At 66.0% G+C, this 18136-nt stretch carries 14 protein-coding genes; 3 read left to right on the forward strand and 11 right to left on the reverse strand.

Features of this window, described 5'->3' with window-relative positions; translation table 11 throughout:
* Nucleotides 1-163 precede the first annotated feature (163 nt).
* The gene (locus ACFPPB_RS15685) at nt 164-1471 is read right to left on the reverse strand and encodes an NTP/NDP exchange transporter (protein ID WP_377328764.1); all 1308 of its coding nucleotides are present in this window, start codon (nt 1469-1471) and stop codon (nt 164-166) included.
* A gap of 72 nt (nt 1472-1543) precedes the next feature.
* Between ACFPPB_RS15685 and ACFPPB_RS15690 the strand changes: the two genes are divergently transcribed.
* The gene (locus tag ACFPPB_RS15690) at nt 1544-3139 is read left to right on the forward strand and encodes a GMC family oxidoreductase (RefSeq protein ID WP_377328766.1); all 1596 of its coding nucleotides are present in this window, start codon (nt 1544-1546) and stop codon (nt 3137-3139) included.
* A 300-nt stretch (nt 3140-3439) separates the two neighbouring features.
* On the opposite strand, the gene ACFPPB_RS15695 is transcribed toward ACFPPB_RS15690, so the two are convergent.
* Complete coding sequence (locus tag ACFPPB_RS15695) at nt 3440-5356, reverse strand: M48 family metallopeptidase (RefSeq protein ID WP_377328768.1); 1917 nt, start codon at nt 5354-5356, stop codon at nt 3440-3442.
* 56 nt (nt 5357-5412) lie between these two features.
* Nucleotides 5413-6000 carry a LemA family protein gene (locus ACFPPB_RS15700; protein ID WP_377328770.1) on the reverse strand — a complete coding sequence of 196 codons (588 nt, stop codon included), beginning with the start codon at nt 5998-6000 and terminating at the stop codon, nt 5413-5415.
* 54 nt (nt 6001-6054) lie between these two features.
* Between ACFPPB_RS15700 and ACFPPB_RS15705 the strand changes: the two genes are divergently transcribed.
* Nucleotides 6055-7347 carry a serine hydrolase domain-containing protein gene (locus tag ACFPPB_RS15705; protein WP_377328772.1) on the forward strand — a complete coding sequence of 431 codons (1293 nt, stop codon included), beginning with the start codon at nt 6055-6057 and terminating at the stop codon, nt 7345-7347.
* A gap of 80 nt (nt 7348-7427) precedes the next feature.
* Here the strand turns inward: ACFPPB_RS15705 and ACFPPB_RS15710 are convergent, their stop codons facing one another.
* The 8 genes from ACFPPB_RS15710 to ACFPPB_RS15745 form a co-directional block, all read right to left on the reverse strand.
* Nucleotides 7428-8456, reverse strand: coding sequence for an energy transducer TonB (locus tag ACFPPB_RS15710; RefSeq protein WP_377328774.1), 1029 nt, complete (start codon nt 8454-8456; stop codon nt 7428-7430).
* 373 nt (nt 8457-8829) lie between these two features.
* Complete coding sequence (gene metJ / locus ACFPPB_RS15715) at nt 8830-9366, reverse strand: met regulon transcriptional regulator MetJ (RefSeq protein WP_072762472.1); 537 nt, start codon at nt 9364-9366, stop codon at nt 8830-8832.
* A 384-nt stretch (nt 9367-9750) separates the two neighbouring features.
* Complete coding sequence (locus tag ACFPPB_RS15720; protein WP_377328776.1) at nt 9751-9951, reverse strand: hypothetical protein; 201 nt, start codon at nt 9949-9951, stop codon at nt 9751-9753.
* Nucleotides 9952-10123: 172 nt separating this feature from the next.
* Nucleotides 10124-10519, reverse strand: a complete 396-nt coding sequence (gene gcvH / locus ACFPPB_RS15725; protein WP_377328778.1) for a glycine cleavage system protein GcvH — start codon at nt 10517-10519, stop codon at nt 10124-10126.
* Between the two features lie 85 nt (nt 10520-10604).
* A complete protein-coding gene (gcvT, locus tag ACFPPB_RS15730; protein ID WP_377328780.1) occupies nt 10605-11705 on the reverse strand; it encodes a glycine cleavage system aminomethyltransferase GcvT in 1101 nt (366 codons plus the stop codon).
* An 87-nt stretch (nt 11706-11792) separates the two neighbouring features.
* A complete protein-coding gene (gene cysC / locus ACFPPB_RS15735; RefSeq protein ID WP_377328782.1) occupies nt 11793-13682 on the reverse strand; it encodes an adenylyl-sulfate kinase in 1890 nt (629 codons plus the stop codon).
* Nucleotides 13682-14599, reverse strand: coding sequence for a sulfate adenylyltransferase subunit CysD (cysD, locus tag ACFPPB_RS15740; RefSeq protein ID WP_377328784.1), 918 nt, complete (start codon nt 14597-14599; stop codon nt 13682-13684). The genes cysC and cysD overlap by 1 nt, the downstream gene beginning before the upstream one ends.
* Before the next feature lie 84 nt (nt 14600-14683).
* Nucleotides 14684-16081 (reverse strand): amidase, encoded by a 1398-nt coding sequence (locus ACFPPB_RS15745; protein ID WP_377328786.1) that lies wholly within the window; start codon nt 16079-16081, stop codon nt 14684-14686.
* Between the two features lie 169 nt (nt 16082-16250).
* Here ACFPPB_RS15745 and ACFPPB_RS15750 point away from each other — a divergent pair, with 169 nt between their 5' ends.
* Nucleotides 16251-17867, forward strand: a complete 1617-nt coding sequence (locus ACFPPB_RS15750; RefSeq protein WP_377328788.1) for an electron transfer flavoprotein-ubiquinone oxidoreductase — start codon at nt 16251-16253, stop codon at nt 17865-17867.
* Nucleotides 17868-18136: the final 269 nt, after the last annotated feature.

The following is an 18136-nucleotide window of genomic DNA, read 5'->3' on the forward strand; positions in this document are numbered from 1 at the left end:
GCGCCGCGCCGCCCGCTTGTACACCGAACAGTTGCGACGCTGCGGGCCGCTGCCGCGGCCATCGCGACTGAAGTCGCTCCCACAGGCGAGCGGAAGCTTGTTCAGGTGTTCCCTAAGGCAGCACCAGCCAAGGCGACGCCAGCTGAGCGCTGCACGGGTTTCTTCAGATGGACGGTGCATCGGCGACGCCGTTCTGAGCATACTCGTCCGGCGCCAGGTCGGGCGACCAGCCGGCCCGGCGGGCCACTATCGCCGCCAGGGTGGCGACGCCGCCACCCAGCAAGGCCAGTCCACCGATGCCCCAACCCAGCATGCGCAAGCCGCTCACGGCACTGGTCACCACCACGTCGCCAAATCGCCAAACCGCGGTCTCGACGAAGTTCTTGCCCTTGTAGCGCGTCTCGCGCGGCACCCGCGTGTACAACGCATCCACCGCCGGCTTGGTCATGCCGTAGGCGAAGCCGCGCGTGATCACCTGCATCACCGCCAGCAGCGGCACGCTGAAGCTGAAGAACACAAGGCTGCCGCCACCGATCAGCGCAACGCCGACCAGCAACGCCAGATTCACCAGTGACGGCAAGACCAGTCCCCAGCCGGCGCCGCGGCGCACCAGCAGCCACGGCGTCACACTCAGCTGCAGCACCGCGCCAAGCAGATTGGTGGCCAGATCGAGATCGTTGTAGAACAACGTGCGCGCGATCGTGCTGGTGAAATGCGCCTTGGCGTAATCGGCCACCAGCGCATAGGCCAGCGTGCCGATGCCGTCGCCGAACAACATCAGCAAGGCCATGTAACGCAGGAACGGACGCGACCACAACTCCCTGACGCCGGCCCACAGCGAGCCGCCGATCGCCTCATCGGCACGGCGGCCCGCGAGCCGATCGTGCTGCGCGGAAAGCTGCAGCAACAGCATCATCGAAAAGCCCAGGGCCAGCGCCGAGACCAGCAACAGCTGCGCCACGCCGATCAGCTGCACCAGAAGCCTGGTCACCAGCGGGCCGAAGATCGCGCCAGCCATGCCGCCGAGCGCGATCAGCGAAAACACCCGCCGTGCCCGGTCGCTGGAGAAGATGTCCGCCATGAAGCTCCAGAACAGCGACACCACGAACAGGTTGAACACACTGGCCCAGACGAAAAACACCACACCCAACGCGCGCGCGCCGATGCGATCCTGCGCCATGAACGCAGGCACGAACGCGAGCAGGCACAAAATGAAGAAACTGTAGCTCCAGCCGATCAACTGCCTGCGCCGGAAGCGCGCCACCAGCATGCCGAACACCGGCGTCAACAGCAGCATCACCACGAACACCGCACCGTAGAACAGGGGCAGCGACTGCGAGCCGACCGCACCGCTCAGCTGGCCCATGACTGGCCGGATGATGTAGTACGAAGTCATCACGAAAAAAAACGCCAATGCGGACAACGTCGGCGCGGCGGCTTGTTCCACAACGGTTTGGCGGGGCAAACTCACGGGCACATCCAGCGTGGGGCGCGGCAAGACTAGCATGGGCCTGTGTCCACCCAGCGAAGAGCGGCAACGGCCTTGAACAACTACGACTATGTCATCGTCGGCGCCGGCTCCGCCGGTTGCGTGCTGGCCAACCGGCTCAGCGTCGATCCGGGCAAACGCGTGTTGTTGCTGGAAGCGGGCGCGTCCGACTGGAATCCGCTGATCCACATGCCTGCCGGCATCGCCCGGCTGGCCGGCAACCGCCGGCTCAACTGGAATTACCGCACCGAACCGGAACCGGCGCTCAACCAGCGTCGCCTGTGGTGGCCGCGCGGCAAGACGCTGGGCGGCTCCAGCTCGATCAATGCGATGTGCTACATCCGCGGCGTGGCGGCCGACTACGACCGCTGGGCGCAAGCGTGCGGCGATCCGCGCTGGTCGTGGCAACAAGTGCTGGCGTGGTTCCTGCGCAGCGAGGACAACACGCGCGGTTCCAGCGCGTGGCACGGCGTCGGTGGCCCGCTAGGCGTGGCCGATCTGCGCCATCACAACATGCTGTCGGCGGCCCTGATCGATGCGGCTGCCAGCACCGGCTATCAGCGCAACGATGATTTCAACGGCGAGCAACAGGCCGGCTTCGGGCTTTACCAGGTGACCCAGCGTGATGGCGCGCGTTGCTCGACCGCGACGGCCTTCCTGAAACCGGTGCGCCAGCGCGCGAACCTGCACGTGCGCACGCATGCGCTGGTCGAGCGCGTGCTGCTCGAGCGTGGCCGCGCGGTGGGCGTGCAGCTGCGCCGCGGCCGGCACGCTTGCGAGCGGATCGAAGCGGGCGAGGTGATCCTCGCCGCCGGCGCGATCAACACGCCGCAACTGCTGATGCTGTCCGGACTGGGCCCGGCCGATCATCTGCGCGAACACGGCATCGGGATTCTCGCCGACCTGCCCGACGTCGGCGGCAACCTGCAGGATCATCTGGATATCTGCACGCTGGACGGCAGCAGGCAGAAGATCACCTACGACCACCTCAACGAACTGGCCGCCGGCTTGCGCTGGTGGCGTCACCGCGACGGACCGGGCAGTTCCAATGTTGCCGAGGCCGGCGGTTTCGTGCGCAGCCGGCTGGCCGACGACGAGCGCTGCGACCTGCAGTTCCACTTCGTGCCCGCACTGCTCGACGATCACGGCCGCCACCGCCTGCCCGGCTACGGCTACACCTTGCACGCTTGTTATCTGCACCCGCGCAGCCGCGGCCGTCTGCGCCTGCACTCGGCCGATCCGGCGCAGCCGATCGCGATCCATGCCAATTATCTCGGCGATCCGGAAGGACACGACCTGCAGCGAATGATCGAGGCGGCGCGGCTGTCGCGTGAGCTGTTCGACCAGGGCGCGTTCGATGCGTATCGCGGCGAGCCGGTATTTCCCGAGCGCCGGATCAGCACCGACGCCGAATACACCGACTTCATCCGGCGCAAGGCGGAAACCATCTACCACCCGGTCGGCACCTGCCGCATGGGCAACGACGATCGCGCCGTGGTCGACAGCGAGCTGCGCGTACGCGGGGTGGAAGGCCTGCGCGTGGTCGATGCCTCGGTGATGCCGAGCCTGCCCACCGGCAACACCAACGCGCCGACGATCATGCTCGCCGAGCGGGCCAGCGCGCTGATCCGCGGCGAAACCCCTGTGTAGGAGCCCGCTGGCGGGCGATGCTGTTGTTTTGATGTTGGGTAGGGAAATTCAGAACAGGAGCATCGCCCGCTAGCGGGCTCCTACGTGGGGGGGTGTTGGGTAGGGAAATTCAGAACAGGAGCATCGCCCGCTAGCGGGCTCCTACAGGGGGGGTGTTGGGTAGGGAAATTCAGAACAGGAGCATCGCCCGCTAGCGGGCTCCTACAGGGGGGTGTTGGGTAGGGAAATTCAGAACAGGAGCATCGCCCGCTAGCGGGCTCCTACGGGGGGGTGTCTTGCGTCGCACCGGGCGGCGCGATGCTACGCCGGCAGCGGGCAATGCAGGCTGGCGCAGATCACCCGCAGCAATGCCGCCTCTTCGACGCTGACGACGCCGTCGGCGTGGATCGCGCTGGCCAGGCTCTGGACCACCAGATCCTTGGCCGGCGGCATCAACCCATCGAGATCATCCAGCGCGCGCTCGAACGGCGTTTGCCACGTCGCCGGTGGCGCCGACCAGTCCAGCGCTTCGCCGGGAAAGGCCTGCTGCATCGCGAGCAGCCAGGCACGACGGGCGGCGGCTTCGTCGGCATTGCCGTTCGCGGCGACTACCGCGCAGACCAGCATCACGCTGCTGCGGCATGCCGGCAATTTTTTCAGTCCGTCCACCGGCGCGCGCCGCGGCTGCTGCGCCTCGGTCAATTGCAGGCGCAGCAGCCGGACCAGACAGTACTCGTCGAGATCGACCCGGCCATCCGCCCGCACCAGCGCATCGAGCGCACCCAGCAAGGTCTGCAGGCGTCCTGCCGACAGCTGCTTCAGGGCGGGGAACGCCAGCGCCGCCAGCGGCAGCCGGGACTCCGGCGACAGTGTCGCCACTTCGACCGCCATCGTCTGCACGGCCTGCTGCACATCATCGCCAAACGCATCGGCGACGATCCGGCGCTGCGCGTCCTGCAGTTCCCTCTCCGCCGACATGGCCAGGGCCAGCACGACGGTCAGTGCCGGCTCCGGTTGCTGCACGGCCACCGTCAGCGTCGTCGGCATGGCCTGTTGCACGGCCGCGGCACGCTGGAAGCGCGTCGGGTCCGTAGCGCTGCCCGCGCCTTGCGCCAACACCGCGCCGGCCAGCACGGCCGGCAATGGCGACGGCGAAGCCGTGACGGGTGTTCCCCGCGGGTTCACTGGATTGCCGGCGACGGCTGGCGTCGATGGCGCCCCGGCAGCCTGCTGCATCGACGCCGCCAGCCGGACCAGCTCCTCTTCGCGAAAACCGGGCTCAAGGGTTCGAATGCGTTGCAGCAACGGCGGATGGGTGGCGAACAACGCGTTGAAGGCGCCGGCCTCGCCGAACAGCATGTGCGCCACTTCCTGCTTGTTCGCCACATGCAGTTCGGAGCCTTCGCTGAGAATCGCGATCTTCTTCAGCGCGCCCGCGATGCCGTCGGTCTGGCGGGTGAATTGCACCGCCGACGCGTCGGCCAGCGATTCGCGCGAACGCGCCACCGCGGCCTGGATCAGCCGCCCAAAAAAATACCCGATATAGCCGACCACGATCAGCGCCAGCCCGATCATCCACACCTGGCCGCCGCCACCGTCGCGCCGATTGCCGCGGCCGCCGCCAAACCAGATCACCCGGCGCCCTACGATCGCCAGCACCAGGATGCCGAACAGCAGGCCCATCAGTCGGATGTTGAGCCGCATGTCACCGTTCAGCACGTGGCTGAACTCGTGTGCGATCACGCCCTGCAACTCGTCGCGGCTCAGGTTGTCGAGACAACCGCGGGTCACGCACACCGCTGCGTCGGACACCGAGTAGCCGGCGGCGAATGCGTTGATGCCCGGCTCCTCTTCCATCAGATAGATGTCCGGCACCGGCACGCCTGCGGCGATCGCCACTTCCTCGATCACATTGCGCAACTGGCGCAGCTGCGGATCGCGTGTATCCGGCGGCACCGGCACTGCACCGACGCTCTCGGCCACCGTCTTGCCGCCGCCGGACAGGCTCATGATGCGGAACAGCGAACTGAGACCGATCCCGGCCAGGACCAGCGCACTGCTGGCGAGCAGCAGCGACAGATTCGATCGCGCCGGCTCGCCATCCACCGGGTGGTGGCCCATGGCCAGCCACACCACCGCGTCGATCGCCGCCACGATCGCGACCACCGCCAGAGCGAACAGCGCGACCAGCCGTCGGCTGCTGCCGCGTACGCGCGCCTGTTGCGCAAAGAAATCCATGGAGGCTCCGGCAGATGAACGTGTACATCGCGACGACGGTCGCGGTGCGGCGTCGATCAGGTAAAGGAAACCTTCGGCGCGTCGCGCACGGCCGGGTCCTCGATCTTCAGCGGTTCGGCCGCGATGAAGCCGAAGCTGTTGGCCACGAACGACGCGGGAAAGACTTCGCGCTTGTTGTTGTAGGTCAGCACCGAATCGTTATAAGCCTGCCGTGCGAACGCGACCCGGTTCTCGGTCGAGGTCAGCTCTTCGGAGAGCTGCATCATGGTCTGGTTCGCCTTCAGGTCGGGATACGCTTCCTGCAACGCGAACAAATGACCCAGCGTCTGGGTCAAGGCGTTCTCGCTGCTGGCCAGCTGCTGCATCGCCGCCGGATCTCCGGGATTGGCCTTGGCGCCGGCCAGCCCGCTGACCGCCGCGTTGCGGGCCTGTACCACCGCCTCGAGCGTGCCGCGCTCATGCGCGAGATAGCCCTTGGCCGTTTCCACCAGATTCGGAATCAGGTCATGCCGGCGGGTCAGCTGCACATCGATCTGCGCGAAGGCATTCTTGTAGCTGTTGCGCGAGGTCACCAGCGCGTTGTAGATCGCCACGAAGTACAAGACAATCAGAACGACAACAATCAAAACAATGATCAGGCCCATCGTCGACTCTCCACCCTGAGGCGCTTCCCCACGCCGGAATCACACCAGAATATCATGCAGTTCCAGAAGATCTTCCTGTTGCTCGCAGGCGCGCTCGGGCTGGTCTGTGCACCGGCCCGCGCCACCAGTACCGCGACAACGTTGCCAACTGTCGTCGTTCACGGCGCCACGGGAAGTCTGCCGCCGGCACGCATCGAGCAGACCATCGCCGACTACCAGCGCTGGCTGAACCGCATAGCCGAGCGACATGCCGTCGCCGGCCTGGCCACGGCGCTGGTGGTCGACGACAAGGTGGTCTTCGAAGGCACCGTCGGCTACGCCGATGCCGTCACCAAACAGCCGGTGACGCCGCACACCGTGTTCCGGCTTGCCTCGTTGTCGAAGGCATTTGCCACCGCCATGACCGGCCTGCTGGTGGACGATGGCAAATTGAGCTGGGATACCAAGCTGGTCGACGTGCTGCCCTACTTCAAGCTCAAGGACATGCAGGCCGCCTCCGAAGCCACCGTGGCCGACATCCTGGGACAGCGGCTCGGCCTGCCGCGCAACACCTACGACAACATGCTCGAGGATGACATCTCCTACGAGGAGCTGGTGCGCAAGCTCGACGAGGTGAACCTGATCTGCGGTGTAGGCCAGTGCTATGGCTACCAGAACGTCGCGTTCGGCATGATCGGCGACGTGGTGCTCGCGCGCACCGGCGATTTCTTCTATCGCCAGGTCGACAAGCGCATCTTCTACCCGCTGGGCATGACCACCGCCAGCTACGGCCGCGCCGCGCTGGAATCCAACAAGAGCTGGGCCCGCCCCCACCGCGCGAGCAGCCACGGCTGGCTGCCGTTCGAACCGAACGAAACCTACTATCGGGTGGCGCCCGCGGCCGGCGTCAACGCCAGCCTGCGCGACATGGAAAAATGGCTGATCGCGCAGATGGGCGGTCGCCAGGACGTGTTGCCCACCTCGTTGCTGGACGTGCTGCATGCGCCGGGGGTGACCACGCCCAGCGAACTGAATGCCACGCCGTGGCGCCGGGCGAGATTGACCAGCGCGTACTATGCGCTGGGCTGGCGCGTCTACGAGTACGGCGGCGAAACCCTGATCTTCCACGCGGGTGCCGTGGCCGGCTATCGCACCATGATCGGCTTCTTCCCGAAGTACCACGTCGGCGTCGTCACTTTGTGGAACTCCACCGGCCCGATTCCCAGCGGCCTGATGCCGATGGTGTTCGACGATCTGCTGAACCTGCCGCACGTGGACTGGGCCCAGATCGAAGGCAATCCCAAGGCACCGGCGGCGGCACCGAAGCGGAAAAAGCTGCGCAGGCATCGTCCGGGATACCGCTTCTGAATCGCGGCAACGGTCCGGAACGAAAGACGGCGCATGAGCAACATGCGCCGTCCGGTCCGTCTCATATCAGTGCATGACGATCAGAGCTTGAACTCGATCTTCTGCTGCTTGACCGTGGCAACGGCCACGCCATCCTTCTTCGCCGGCGTGAACTGGTAGCGCTGCACTGCGTCTATCGCGGCGCGATCGAAAACGCGGCGCGGCTGTGCGTCGACCACCTTGATGTCACTGGTTCGCCCGTTGGGATCGATCGTGAACGACACCAGCACCCAGCCCTCCTGCCGCTCACGCATCGCTGTCGCGGGGTAGCGGGCTCCTACGGCCTTCAGCAGCACCGCATCGCTGGTCTGTCCAGCATCGCCGCCGACCGCACCGGCAGCCGCCGAGTTCCCGGCCTCCGACGACGGCTGACTCGAGTGTTGCGCCGTGCGGGAGGGCTGCGCTTTCGGCTGCTCGGCGGCCAACTGGGCCTTCTGCTGCTCGGCCAGCTGATCCGCCGCCGCCTTGGCCGCCGCAGCCTTCTGTGCCGCCAGTTGCTGCGCCTTCTGCTGATCGGCGGCATCCTGCTGCTGCTTGTCCAGCGTCTTGCGCTGGGCATCCAGCTTTGAACGCAGAATGGTCAACGTGAAGTTGGTCGGGTCGGCCTTGGCCAGCAAGTCGATCTGGCGCTGCGCTTCATTGAAGTCGCGCGAGTTGATCGACTGCTCCGCCGAAGTGGCGGCGAACGGGAACGTCTCGCGCAACGCATCGGACGCGACCTTGTTGCCCGGATCCTTCTCCAGGACACGCAGATAGAACTCGAAGGCGTTATTGCCGGCCGGTGCCAGATAGCGCTGTTCGTTCATTGCCGTGCGCGCCTCGGCCAGCAGCTGGTTGACGTCCATCGCCGCCACGTTGGCGGGCGGCGGCGGCAGCGTCCGGGTCGCCGTGGATACCGGCGTGGACGGATGGCCGCCTGCGTCGGCCATGACCAGTTCCTGATGCGGCTTGATGATCAGGAACCACGCGCCTACGGCCAGCAGGACGAAAACGGCGATGATGGCGATGACTACGGGCCTGATGGCCCCACGCTCATGCCTGCGTGTATGAAGTACGTCTCGGGTATCCATGGTCTCTCGCTGAGTGTCGACAGATACCCGCGCTTTTTTCCCCCTGTCGATCCAGGAGCGGCGAATCCCCCGGATTCACCGCAGCGCGGATGTGCGAAAGGTAACTCCAATAGCCGGGCACGGCAAATCGTGCGAGAACTCACGGTGCGGAAAGTGATTTTGCTCCAGGGCTCCGGGACCGGGCATTCGCTTCGGCGATGAATCAGCCGAGGTGCAGGCCGCCGTCGTGGCGAACCTTTTCGACTCCACAAACGAAGCGTCCCGGCCAGGCCGGGACGAAGGCTTCTCGAAATGCTCTCCCCGCGCTGGGCACCGCGGGGAGAGAAGTATCGGGTGACTTGTCTTATTGGAGGTGTCGCTTGTCGCTTGTTGCTTACTTCTTGGCTTTGGAGGCCTTCGCGGTCTTGGTGGCTTTCACCACCTTGGCCGGTGCGGCTTTCTTGGCGGCAGCCTTCTTCGGCGCAGCCTTCTTCGCAACCTTCTTCACGGCAGCCTTCTTGGCCGGCGCGGCTTTCTTGGCGGCAGCCTTCTTCGGCGCAGCCTTCTTCGCGACCTTCTTCACGGCAGCTTTCTTGGCAGCCGGCTTCTTGGCGGCGACCTTCTTCACGGTGGATTTCTTGGCGGCCGATTTCTTGGCAGCCGGTTTCTTTGCAGCGGATTTCTTGGCAGTGGCCATGGTTCGTCTAAGCTCCTCATCAGTTGGCAGTGGTTGCCCAGTAAAAGCGTGCAGGAACGCCTCGACCAACAAGTCGCTGTTGGTGGCGTGCCGAAGATTGTTCACTTGGCGGTGGGTGCGCAAATCAGAAAGCCGCCGCAGGACATGCAGCGGAATCGAGACGGTGATCTTGCGTACTGCATTGGCCTTTTCACCGTGCTCGACATAAGGCTTGATGAATTTTGCTGTCGCCATAAAGCGCATTCCCCGTGATCTGTTGCGAAAGCTATCCCTGAAGATTTCAGCTGTCAATTGATTTTAGTCGTGAAATCAAACCACTGCACCCCTCCCCACACCCACCGAAAGCCGGCTCCGGCAAGGCCTCGAGGCCTCTCATGGCCATTATCAGTTGGACGTCTATACGTCCATACATTTTTCAGTCAAAAACGATGATTACCCTCGAAACCGTTGCCACACAACGATTTCAGGCAAACCGTCAGGCCGCGCAGAAAAAACGCGCCTTGAAAAATGCCGCTTGCGGCGACGCTTCCGCCGGACCATCCCGCCGCCTCCGCCAGATGAACGGGACACGACTGAAATTATTTTCAGCCGGACCGCCGAGCCGGGCAAAAAAGTTCGTCAGCCCGGCTCGCGCGGACTTCGACCGAGGTGACCGGCACCTCGACGCTCGTCGCCGAAGACCGGAGCAGCGACGACATTTTCCTGTGCGATGGCAGCGGCGACGATGCGCAAACGCGGCGTCGACGACGACACGATCCCGCCGAAAAAACAGAGCATGGTCGGTGCCGAAGCTGTTCCATGCAGATCGACCAGCGACACGGCGAATGCGCGTGATGCATGCAAGGCGTGACGACTCGATGCCTGCCGCTCGGAGAGGTCGTGTCCGTCATCACCGAGTCGGGCGAAGACTCGGCCGGGCTCCCGGATCGCTACGCCGGAAACGTCGCCGGCCGCACTGGGCGGCCGGCAACATCACGCTATGGCGCAAGACTCAGTGGTCTTCGTTCTCGACCAGCTCTTCGTAGTCGTTCGCGTCGAGCAGTTCGTCCAGCTCAGCGCGGTCGCTGGGGCGCACCAGGAAGATCCAGCCTTCGCCGAAGGCGTCCTCGTTGATGATCTCGGGCTTGTCGTTGAGCAGCTCGTTGACCTCGACGATTTCGCCGGAAACCGGCGAGTAGATGTCCGAGGCGGCTTTCACCGACTCGACCACGGCAGCGCCGACGCCCGCCTTCACCGCCGAGCCGACTTCCGGCAGCTCGACATAGACCAGATCGCCGAGCTGGTCCTGCGCGTGGTCGGAAATACCCACGCGGACCAGGCCGTCGTCTTCGGCGCGGGCCCACTCGTGGGACTTGAGGAATTTCAGATCGCCAGGAATCTCGCTCATGATCGGGTCCAGTCGTTTGGTGTGAGTCGGGGTACAGGCGGTGATTCTAGCCACAACCGCCGTGGGTGAGTTGTGCAGCGGTGGATCAGATGCCAGCGCACGGCTTGCCGTCGCGCACGAACGGATACTTCACCAGCCGCACCGGCACTTCGCGGCCACGGATGTCCACCCGCACGTCGCCCGGCTCGCCGGCGGGAATGCGCGCGAACGCCACCGCCTTGTCGAGGGTCGGCGCGAAACTGCCGGAGAGGATCTCGCCGTCGCCGTTCGCGGTCAGCACTTTCTGGCCGTGGCGCAGCACGCCCTTCTCGTCCAGCACCAGGCCGACCATCACGCGGGGCACGCCGGCGGCTTTCTGCCGCTCCAGCGCAGCGCGGCCGATGAACTCGCGGCCCTCGTCCAGCGCGATGGTCCAGCCCAGGTTCGCCTCCCACGGCAGCACGCTCTCGTCCATGTCCTGTCCGTAGAGATTCATGCCGGCTTCCAGCCGCAGCGTGTCGCGTGCGCCCAGGCCGGCCGGCGCGACGCCGGCGGCGGCCAGCGCTTCCCACAAGGCGACGGCATGCTCGGCCGGCACGATGATCTCGAAACCGTCTTCGCCGGTATAGCCGGTGCGCGCCACGAACAGCGGCATGCCGTGCGGGCCCTGCGCCGCAGCGGCGGAGAACTTGCCGAGCTTCTCGATGCGCGGGCGATCCACCTCGTGCAGCAGGCCGAGCACCTTGGCGCGGGCGTTCGGACCCTGCACCGCGATCATCGCGAATTCCGGACGCTCCTTCACCTGCACATCGAACGCGGTGGCCTGCTGTTCGATCCAGGCCAGATCCTTGGCGCGGGTACCGGCGTTGACGACCAGCCGGAAGTGCTCCTCGCCGAGGTAATACACGATCAGGTCGTCGATCACGCCGCCCTGCTCGTTCAGCATGCACGAGTACAGCGCCTTGCCGACCACCTTCAGCTTGTCGATGCTGTTGGCCAGCAGATGGCGCAGGAAGTCGCGCGTGCGCGCGCCGTGCAGGTCGATCACCGTCATGTGCGAGACGTCGAACATGCCGGCGTCGCGGCGCACCGCGTGGTGTTCCTCGATCTGCGAGCCGTAGCTGATCGGCATGTCCCAGCCGCCGAAGTCGACCATGCGCGCGCCGAGCGCACGGTGAGTGGCGTTGAGTACGGTCTTCTCGGTCATCGCGGCGGCGCCTTGCAAGGGAAGTCCCGTATTATCGCCGCCGGCCCCGGGCAATCCAAGCGTCACCCCGCCGATGGCGACGCTGTGTCACGCACGGGTGCCATCGTTGTGCAGCCTGGCCAGCAACTCCGCGGTGACCTGCTCGGCCAGTTGCTCGGCGCGCTGCCCGCTGCTCAACAGATGGATGTCCGGCGTCTCGGGCCTTTCGTACGGCGCGTCGATGCCGGTGAAGTTGCGGATCGTGCCCGCGCGAGCCTTGCGATAGAGGCCTTTGGGATCGCGCCGCTCGCATTCCTCCAGCGGCGCATCCACGAACACCTCCATGAACTCCGCCGCCCCGAACAACTCGCGCGCCGAGCGCCGCTCGCTGCGGTACGGCGAAATCGCGCTGACCAGCACGATCAGCCCGGCGTCCACCATCAGATGCGCCACCTCGGCGATGCGCCGGATATTCTCGACGCGATCTTCCGGGGTGAAGCCCAGGTCCTTGTTGATGCCGTGGCGCACGTTGTCGCCGTCGAGCAGATACGTGTGAAAACCCAGCGCATGCAGCCGCCGCTCGACCAGGTTCGCGATGGTGGACTTGCCGGCACCGGACAGGCCGGTGAACCACAGGCACAGCGGGTGCTGGCCCTTGCTGGCGGCGCGTACGGTGCGGTCGATATCGACGTGTTGCCAGTGCACGTTGGCCGATCGCCCCAGCGCGAAGTCCAGCATGCCGCAGGCCACCGTGGCGTTGCTCAGGCGGTCGATCAGGATGAAACCGCCCAGCGTGCGGTTGCTGGCATAGGCCTCGAAGGCAATCTCGTCGTCCAGCCCCAGCGTGCAGTAACCCACTTCGTTGAGACCGAGGTGGCGTGCCGCAAGCTGGGCCTGGCTGTTGACGTCGACCTTGTACTTGATCGACATCACCCGCGCATTGACCGTGCGCGTGCCGATCTTCAGCCAGTAAGTGCGGTTGGGCAGCAACGTGGCGTCGCCCAGCCACAACAGATGGCAGGTGAACTGATCGGCCACCGGCGCCGGGCGCAGCGCATCGGCGATCACGTCGCCGCGACTGACGTCGATCTCGCGGTCCAGGCACAGCGTCACCGCCTGCCCGTCCGCCGCGCCGGCCAGATCGCCGTCGGCGCTGACGATGCGTTCGATATGCGCGCGCTGTCCGCCCGGCTGCACGATGACTTCGTCGCCGCGGCTCACCCGGCCACCGCAGATCGTGCCGGCGTAGCCGCGGAACGCGTGGTCCGGCCGGTTCACCCATTGCACCGGCATGCGGAAATCGGCGGCGCGGAACGGCGCGACCTCGACCGACTCCAGCAGTTCGAGCAGGCTGTCGCCCTGGTACCAGGGCATCCGCGACGAACGCGCGCCCACGTTGTCGCCGGTCAACGCCGCCACGGGCAGGCAATGCACCTCGACGATGCCCATCTCCTGCGCCAGCTCGCGGTATTGCGCCGCGATCGCGGCATAGACCGCCTGGTCGTAGTCGACCAGGTCCATCTTGTTGACCGCCAGCACCACCTGCCGGATGCTCAGCAACCCGCAGATATAGGTATGCCGGCGCGTCTGCGGCAACAGGCCTTTGCGCGCATCGACCAGCACCACCGCGAGCTCGGCGTTGGAGGCGCCGGTGGCCATGTTGCGGGTGTACTGCTCGTGCCCCGGGCAATCGGCCACGATGAAACTGCGCCGCGCGGTATGAAAGTAGCGGTACGCCACGTCGATGGTGATGCCTTGCTGGCGTTCCGCATCCAGGCCGTCGGTGAGCAGCGAGAAATCGAGCACGTCGCCGGCGTCGGCATGCTGCCGGCGGCTGTCGCGGGCCAGCGCGGCCAGCTGATCGTCCGCCAGCATGCCGGCGTCATACAGCAGCCGGCCGAGCAGGCTGCTCTTGCCGTCGTCCACGCTGCCGCAGGTGATGAAACGCAGCAGGCCCTGCGCGGGCAACGCGGCAGTCTTTTCAGTCGTCGCACCCATCAGAAATAACCCTCCTGCTTCTTGCGTTCCATCGACGCAGTCGGATCCTGGTCGATCACCCGGCCCTGCCGCTCGGAACTGCGCGAATCGGCCATCTCTTCGATGATTTTCGCCAGCGTGTCGGCCGAGGACTCCACCGCGCCGGTCAGCGGGTAGCAGCCCAGCGTGCGGAAACGCACTTCGCGCATCTGCACGCTTTCGCCGTCGCGCAGCACGAAGCGGTCGTCGTCGACCATGATCAGCGCGCCGTCGCGCTCGACCACCGGGCGCGGCTTGGCAAAATACAGCGGCACCACCGGAATGTTCTCGCGCTGGATGTACAGCCACACGTCCATCTCGGTCCAGTTGGACAACGGGAACACCCGCACGCTCTCGCCTTTGCGGATGTGCGTGTTGTAGGTGTGCCAGAACTCGGGACGCTGGTTGCGCGGATCCCAGCGATGCTGCGCATTGCGGAACGAGAAGATGCGCTCCTTCGCCCGCGACTTCTCCTCGTCGCGGCGCGCCCCGCCGATCGCCGCGTCGAAACCGTACTGGTCCAGCGCCTGCTTCAGCGCCACGGTCTTCATCACGTCGGTATGCACGGTAGCGCCGTGGGTCAACGGCGAAATACCCTGGCGCACGCCGTCCTCATTGATGTGCACCAGCACCTCCACGTCGCCGGCGGCCGCCACCTGGTCGCGGAGCGCGATCATCTCGCGGAACTTCCAGGTGGTATCGACATGCAGCAGCGGCATCGGCGGCCGCGCCGGATGGAACGCCTTGCGCAGCAGGTGCAGCAGCACCGAGGAATCCTTGCCGATCGAGTACAGCATCACCGGGCGCTGGAAACCCGCCAGCACCTCGCGAAAGATGTGGATGCTCTCGGCCTCGAGGTCGTCGAGATGGGAGCGCGATTGCAGGGAAGCTGTCGTCATGCCGGAATAGCCCGAATGGTTTGCCGCGGAGGTGTATCAACGATGCCGTCGACATCGCATGCCGCCCGCCATCTTACGCGATCTTCAGGCGATCACCGGATAGGTCGGCTCGGCATCCAGCGTCGCGGCGCATGCCGCCGCCAGTTCCAGCAGGCGCAGGTCCGAGCCGCGCGCGCCGACCAGTTGCAGCCCGATCGGCATGCCATTCGGCAAGCTGCCCATCGGCAGGCTCACGGCGGGACAACCGGCCAGGCTGGCGAAGCTGGTGAGGTCGGCTTGCGAATCCGGCACCGGGCCGTCCAGCGGAAACGCGCCTTGCGGCGTGGTCGGCAGCACCAGTACATCGACCTGGGCGAACAAGCGGCGCATCTTCAAGGTGGCCGCGTCCAGCACGCGATCGGCCACCGCGTAGTCGGCCGCGCTCTTGCCCGCCGCATAGCCGAGCATGTTGCGGAAACGTGCCGATACCGGATGCTCGGTATTGGCCAGATCGGCGGCGAAGGTACCGAGCATCTCCGCTTCCATCAGCAGCAGGCCGGCGCGGCGGGTGCGGCTGAAATTCCAGTCGTCGAAATCGACCGTGCGCCGGTCGCCCAGCGCATGCGGCAGCTTCGCCAGCGCCGCCTCGAACACCTCGATGACGTCCGGCTGCACACCCACCGCCGCCAGATCCGGCAGCAGACCCGCGCGTAGATTGCCCGGCTCCCAGTCCGGCAGCGCGAAGGCGACCCGGCGCCGGCGCGAACGCGCGTCGTCGGCGTCGTACCCGGCCAGCACCTGCAGCAGCACGGTAAGATCGTCGACGCTGCGCGCCAGCAGGCCCACGGCGTCGAGCCGGCGCGCCGCCGGCACCAGGCCGCGGGCAGAAATTTCGCCATGCGTGGGCTTCAGCGCATACACGCCGCAATAGCTGGCCGGGATGCGGATCGAGCCCAGGCTGTCCGAACCGACCGCCGCCACCGCCAGGCCCGCGGCCACCGCCGCCGCCGCGCCGCCGGAGGAACCGCCGGCACTGTAGCCGTGCCGATGCGGGTTATGGGTGGCGCCGAAGTGCGGATTGTCGGTCACCGCGCCCAGGGCGCCCTCGTCCATATTGGTCTTGCCCACCAGCACCGCGCCGGAGGCACGCAACCGCGCCACCACATGGGCATCGTCCTGCGCCGGTGTTTCGCGGCCCGGCAAGCCCACCCGGGTCGGCCAGCCGGCCATGTCGAAATTGTCCTTCAAGGCGATCGGGATGCCGTCGAGCCGCCCGATCACGCCGTCGCGGCGGCGCCGGTCGGCCATGTGCGCCTGCTCCTGCAACAAGCCCGAGCGCTCGTCGACATAAGCATTGAGTTCGGGATTGAGCCGTTCGATCGCGTGCTGATAGGCATCGGCCAGCGCCTGCGGCTGCACGCGGCCCACCGCCAGCGAGTGCAGCAGCTGGCACAGCGAGGCGCGGCGCAGGTCGAGATCGGCGATCGGCGGCATCGAATTCATGGACTCTCCTTCAAATATGCCCCGATTATCGCCGTGTCCGATCAAACGATTGCAAGCGGTAGCGCAACACGCGTTGCCGCATGGCGCGCGAAACCGGACAATGGCGGCCTGATCCATACCACCACGCACGGCCACCGCCTGCACCGCCCGCGACACCTGGGAGTCCGCCATGAGCGACCGCGAGACCATGGAATACGACATCGTCGTCGTCGGCGCCGGGCCGGCCGGCCTGTCGTTCGCGATCCGCCTCAAGCAGCTCAAGCCCGAGGTGAGCGTGTGCGTGATCGAGAAAGCCTCGACCATCGGCGCGCAGATCCTGTCCGGCGCGGTGATCGAGCCGCAGCCGCTGGATGCGCTGCTGCCCGGCTGGCGCGACAATCCGCCGCCGATCTGCGTGCCCGCGGGCGAGGACGAGTTCTGGCTGCTGAGCAAGACCGGCGGCCGCAAGATCATGGTCCCGCCGGGGATGAAGAACCACGGCAACTTCATCGTCTCGCTGGGCGCGATGTGCGCCTGGCTGGCCCCGCAGGCCGAGGCGCTGGGCGTGGACGTGTTCCCCGGCTTCGCCGCCGCCGACACCATCTATAACGAGGACGGCTCGGTCGCCGGCGTGCGCATCGGCGACATGGGCGTGGCGAAGGACGGCGCGCACAAGCCCGGCTACGCCGAAGGCATCGACATCAAGGCCAAGGTCACCGTGCTGGCCGAAGGCGCCCGCGGCAGCCTGACCAAGCAGTTGGTCAAGCGCTTCAAGCTCGACGCGGACAGCGACCCGCAGGGTTACTCGATCGGCATCAAGGAACTGTGGCAGCTGCCGCCCGGGCGCGTGACACCGGGCAAGATCGTGCACAGCTTCGGCTGGCCGGCCGACATACATACTTATGGCGGCAGCTTCCTGTATCACCTGGACCAGGACCGGGTGGCGCTGGGCTACGTCAGCGGGCTCGACTACAGCGACCCGAACTACCAGCCGTGGGAAGCGTTCCAGCAATGGAAGAACCACCCGACGGTGAAACCGCTGCTGAAGGGCGGCACGATCCTTTCGGCCGGCGCCCGCGCGATCGTCACCGGCGGCTACCAGTCGTTGCCGAAAACCGAGATGCCCGGCGCCTTGCTGATCGGCGACACCGCCGGCCTGCTCAACGTGCCCAAGGTGAAAGGCACGCACCAGGCGATCAAGAGCGGCATGCTCGCCGCCGAGCACCTGGTCGCCAACGGGCTGAAACCGGCAGGGTTCGACGCCAAGCTGCGCGGCTCGGACGTGATGGCCGAGCTGAAGAAGGTCCGCAACATCAAGCCCGCGTTCAAGAAGGGCCTGTGGTTCGGCATGTTGAATGCGGCGTGGGAGACCGCCACCGGCGGTCTCTCGCCGTGGACCCTGAAGAACAAGGCCGACTGGTCGTCGCTGCACAAGCTGGGCGCGCAGGAAGAACCGCAGCGCGACTACGTGCAGCGCACCCTGCCTCCGCGCGACCGCCTCGCCGGCGTGTACTTCGCCGCCACCGAGTACGACGAGGACCAGCCCATCCACCTGCACGTCGCCGACACCAGCATCTGCATCGACCAGTGCACCACCGAATACGGCAACCCGTGCACCCGCTTCTGCCCCGCCAGCGTCTACGAGATCGTCGAAGACGTTCATGCCGACGGAAGCAAGAGCCGGCGCCTGCAGATCAACGCCGCGAACTGCGTGCACTGCAAGACCTGCGACATCAAGGACCCGTACGAGATCATTACCTGGGTCACGCCGGAGGGCGGCTCGGGGCCGAATTATCAGAATCTGTGAAATGGCGACGGCTCACAGGCCGGAGTCGAAGGGCGCGCTTATTGGAACCTCGAATAACCCGGTTTTTGGCTCTGGGAGCGCACCCTCTGGGAGCGGCTTCAGCCGCGATGCCCTTGGTTTGGTGAGAGCAAAAGCATCGCGGCTGAAGCCGCTCCCACAGAAGCCGCTCCCGCAGGGTGCGCTCCTACAGATGACCCCAGCAGGACTTTTCCAGAGCTGATTGCCAGCCAGCTGTCGAGGCCCGTAGGTCCGCCAAATAGCGGGAAAAA

Origin of the sequence: Rhodanobacter terrae (genome assembly GCF_042657005.1) — a bacterium.
In the GTDB taxonomy this organism is placed as follows: domain Bacteria; phylum Pseudomonadota; class Gammaproteobacteria; order Xanthomonadales; family Rhodanobacteraceae; genus Rhodanobacter; species Rhodanobacter terrae.

Coding starts and splice junctions, on each gene's coding strand:
- ACFPPB_RS15705 (WP_377328772.1), top strand. CDS start 6,055: ATGCAGTTCCAGAAGATCTTCCTGTTGCTCGCAGGCGCGCTCGGGCTG.
- gcvT (WP_377328780.1), bottom strand. CDS start 11,705: ATGACCGAGAAGACCGTACTCAACGCCACTCACCGTGCGCTCGGCGCG.
- ACFPPB_RS15700 (WP_377328770.1), bottom strand. CDS start 6,000: ATGGGCCTGATCATTGTTTTGATTGTTGTCGTTCTGATTGTCTTGTAC.
- cysD (WP_377328784.1), bottom strand. CDS start 14,599: ATGACGACAGCTTCCCTGCAATCGCGCTCCCATCTCGACGACCTCGAG.
- ACFPPB_RS15710 (WP_377328774.1), bottom strand. CDS start 8,456: ATGGATACCCGAGACGTACTTCATACACGCAGGCATGAGCGTGGGGCC.
- gcvH (WP_377328778.1), bottom strand. CDS start 10,519: ATGAGCGAGATTCCTGGCGATCTGAAATTCCTCAAGTCCCACGAGTGG.
- ACFPPB_RS15745 (WP_377328786.1), bottom strand. CDS start 16,081: ATGAATTCGATGCCGCCGATCGCCGATCTCGACCTGCGCCGCGCCTCG.
- cysC (WP_377328782.1), bottom strand. CDS start 13,682: ATGGGTGCGACGACTGAAAAGACTGCCGCGTTGCCCGCGCAGGGCCTG.
- ACFPPB_RS15750 (WP_377328788.1), top strand. CDS start 16,251: ATGAGCGACCGCGAGACCATGGAATACGACATCGTCGTCGTCGGCGCC.
- ACFPPB_RS15695 (WP_377328768.1), bottom strand. CDS start 5,356: ATGGATTTCTTTGCGCAACAGGCGCGCGTACGCGGCAGCAGCCGACGG.
- metJ (WP_072762472.1), bottom strand. CDS start 9,366: ATGGCGACAGCAAAATTCATCAAGCCTTATGTCGAGCACGGTGAAAAG.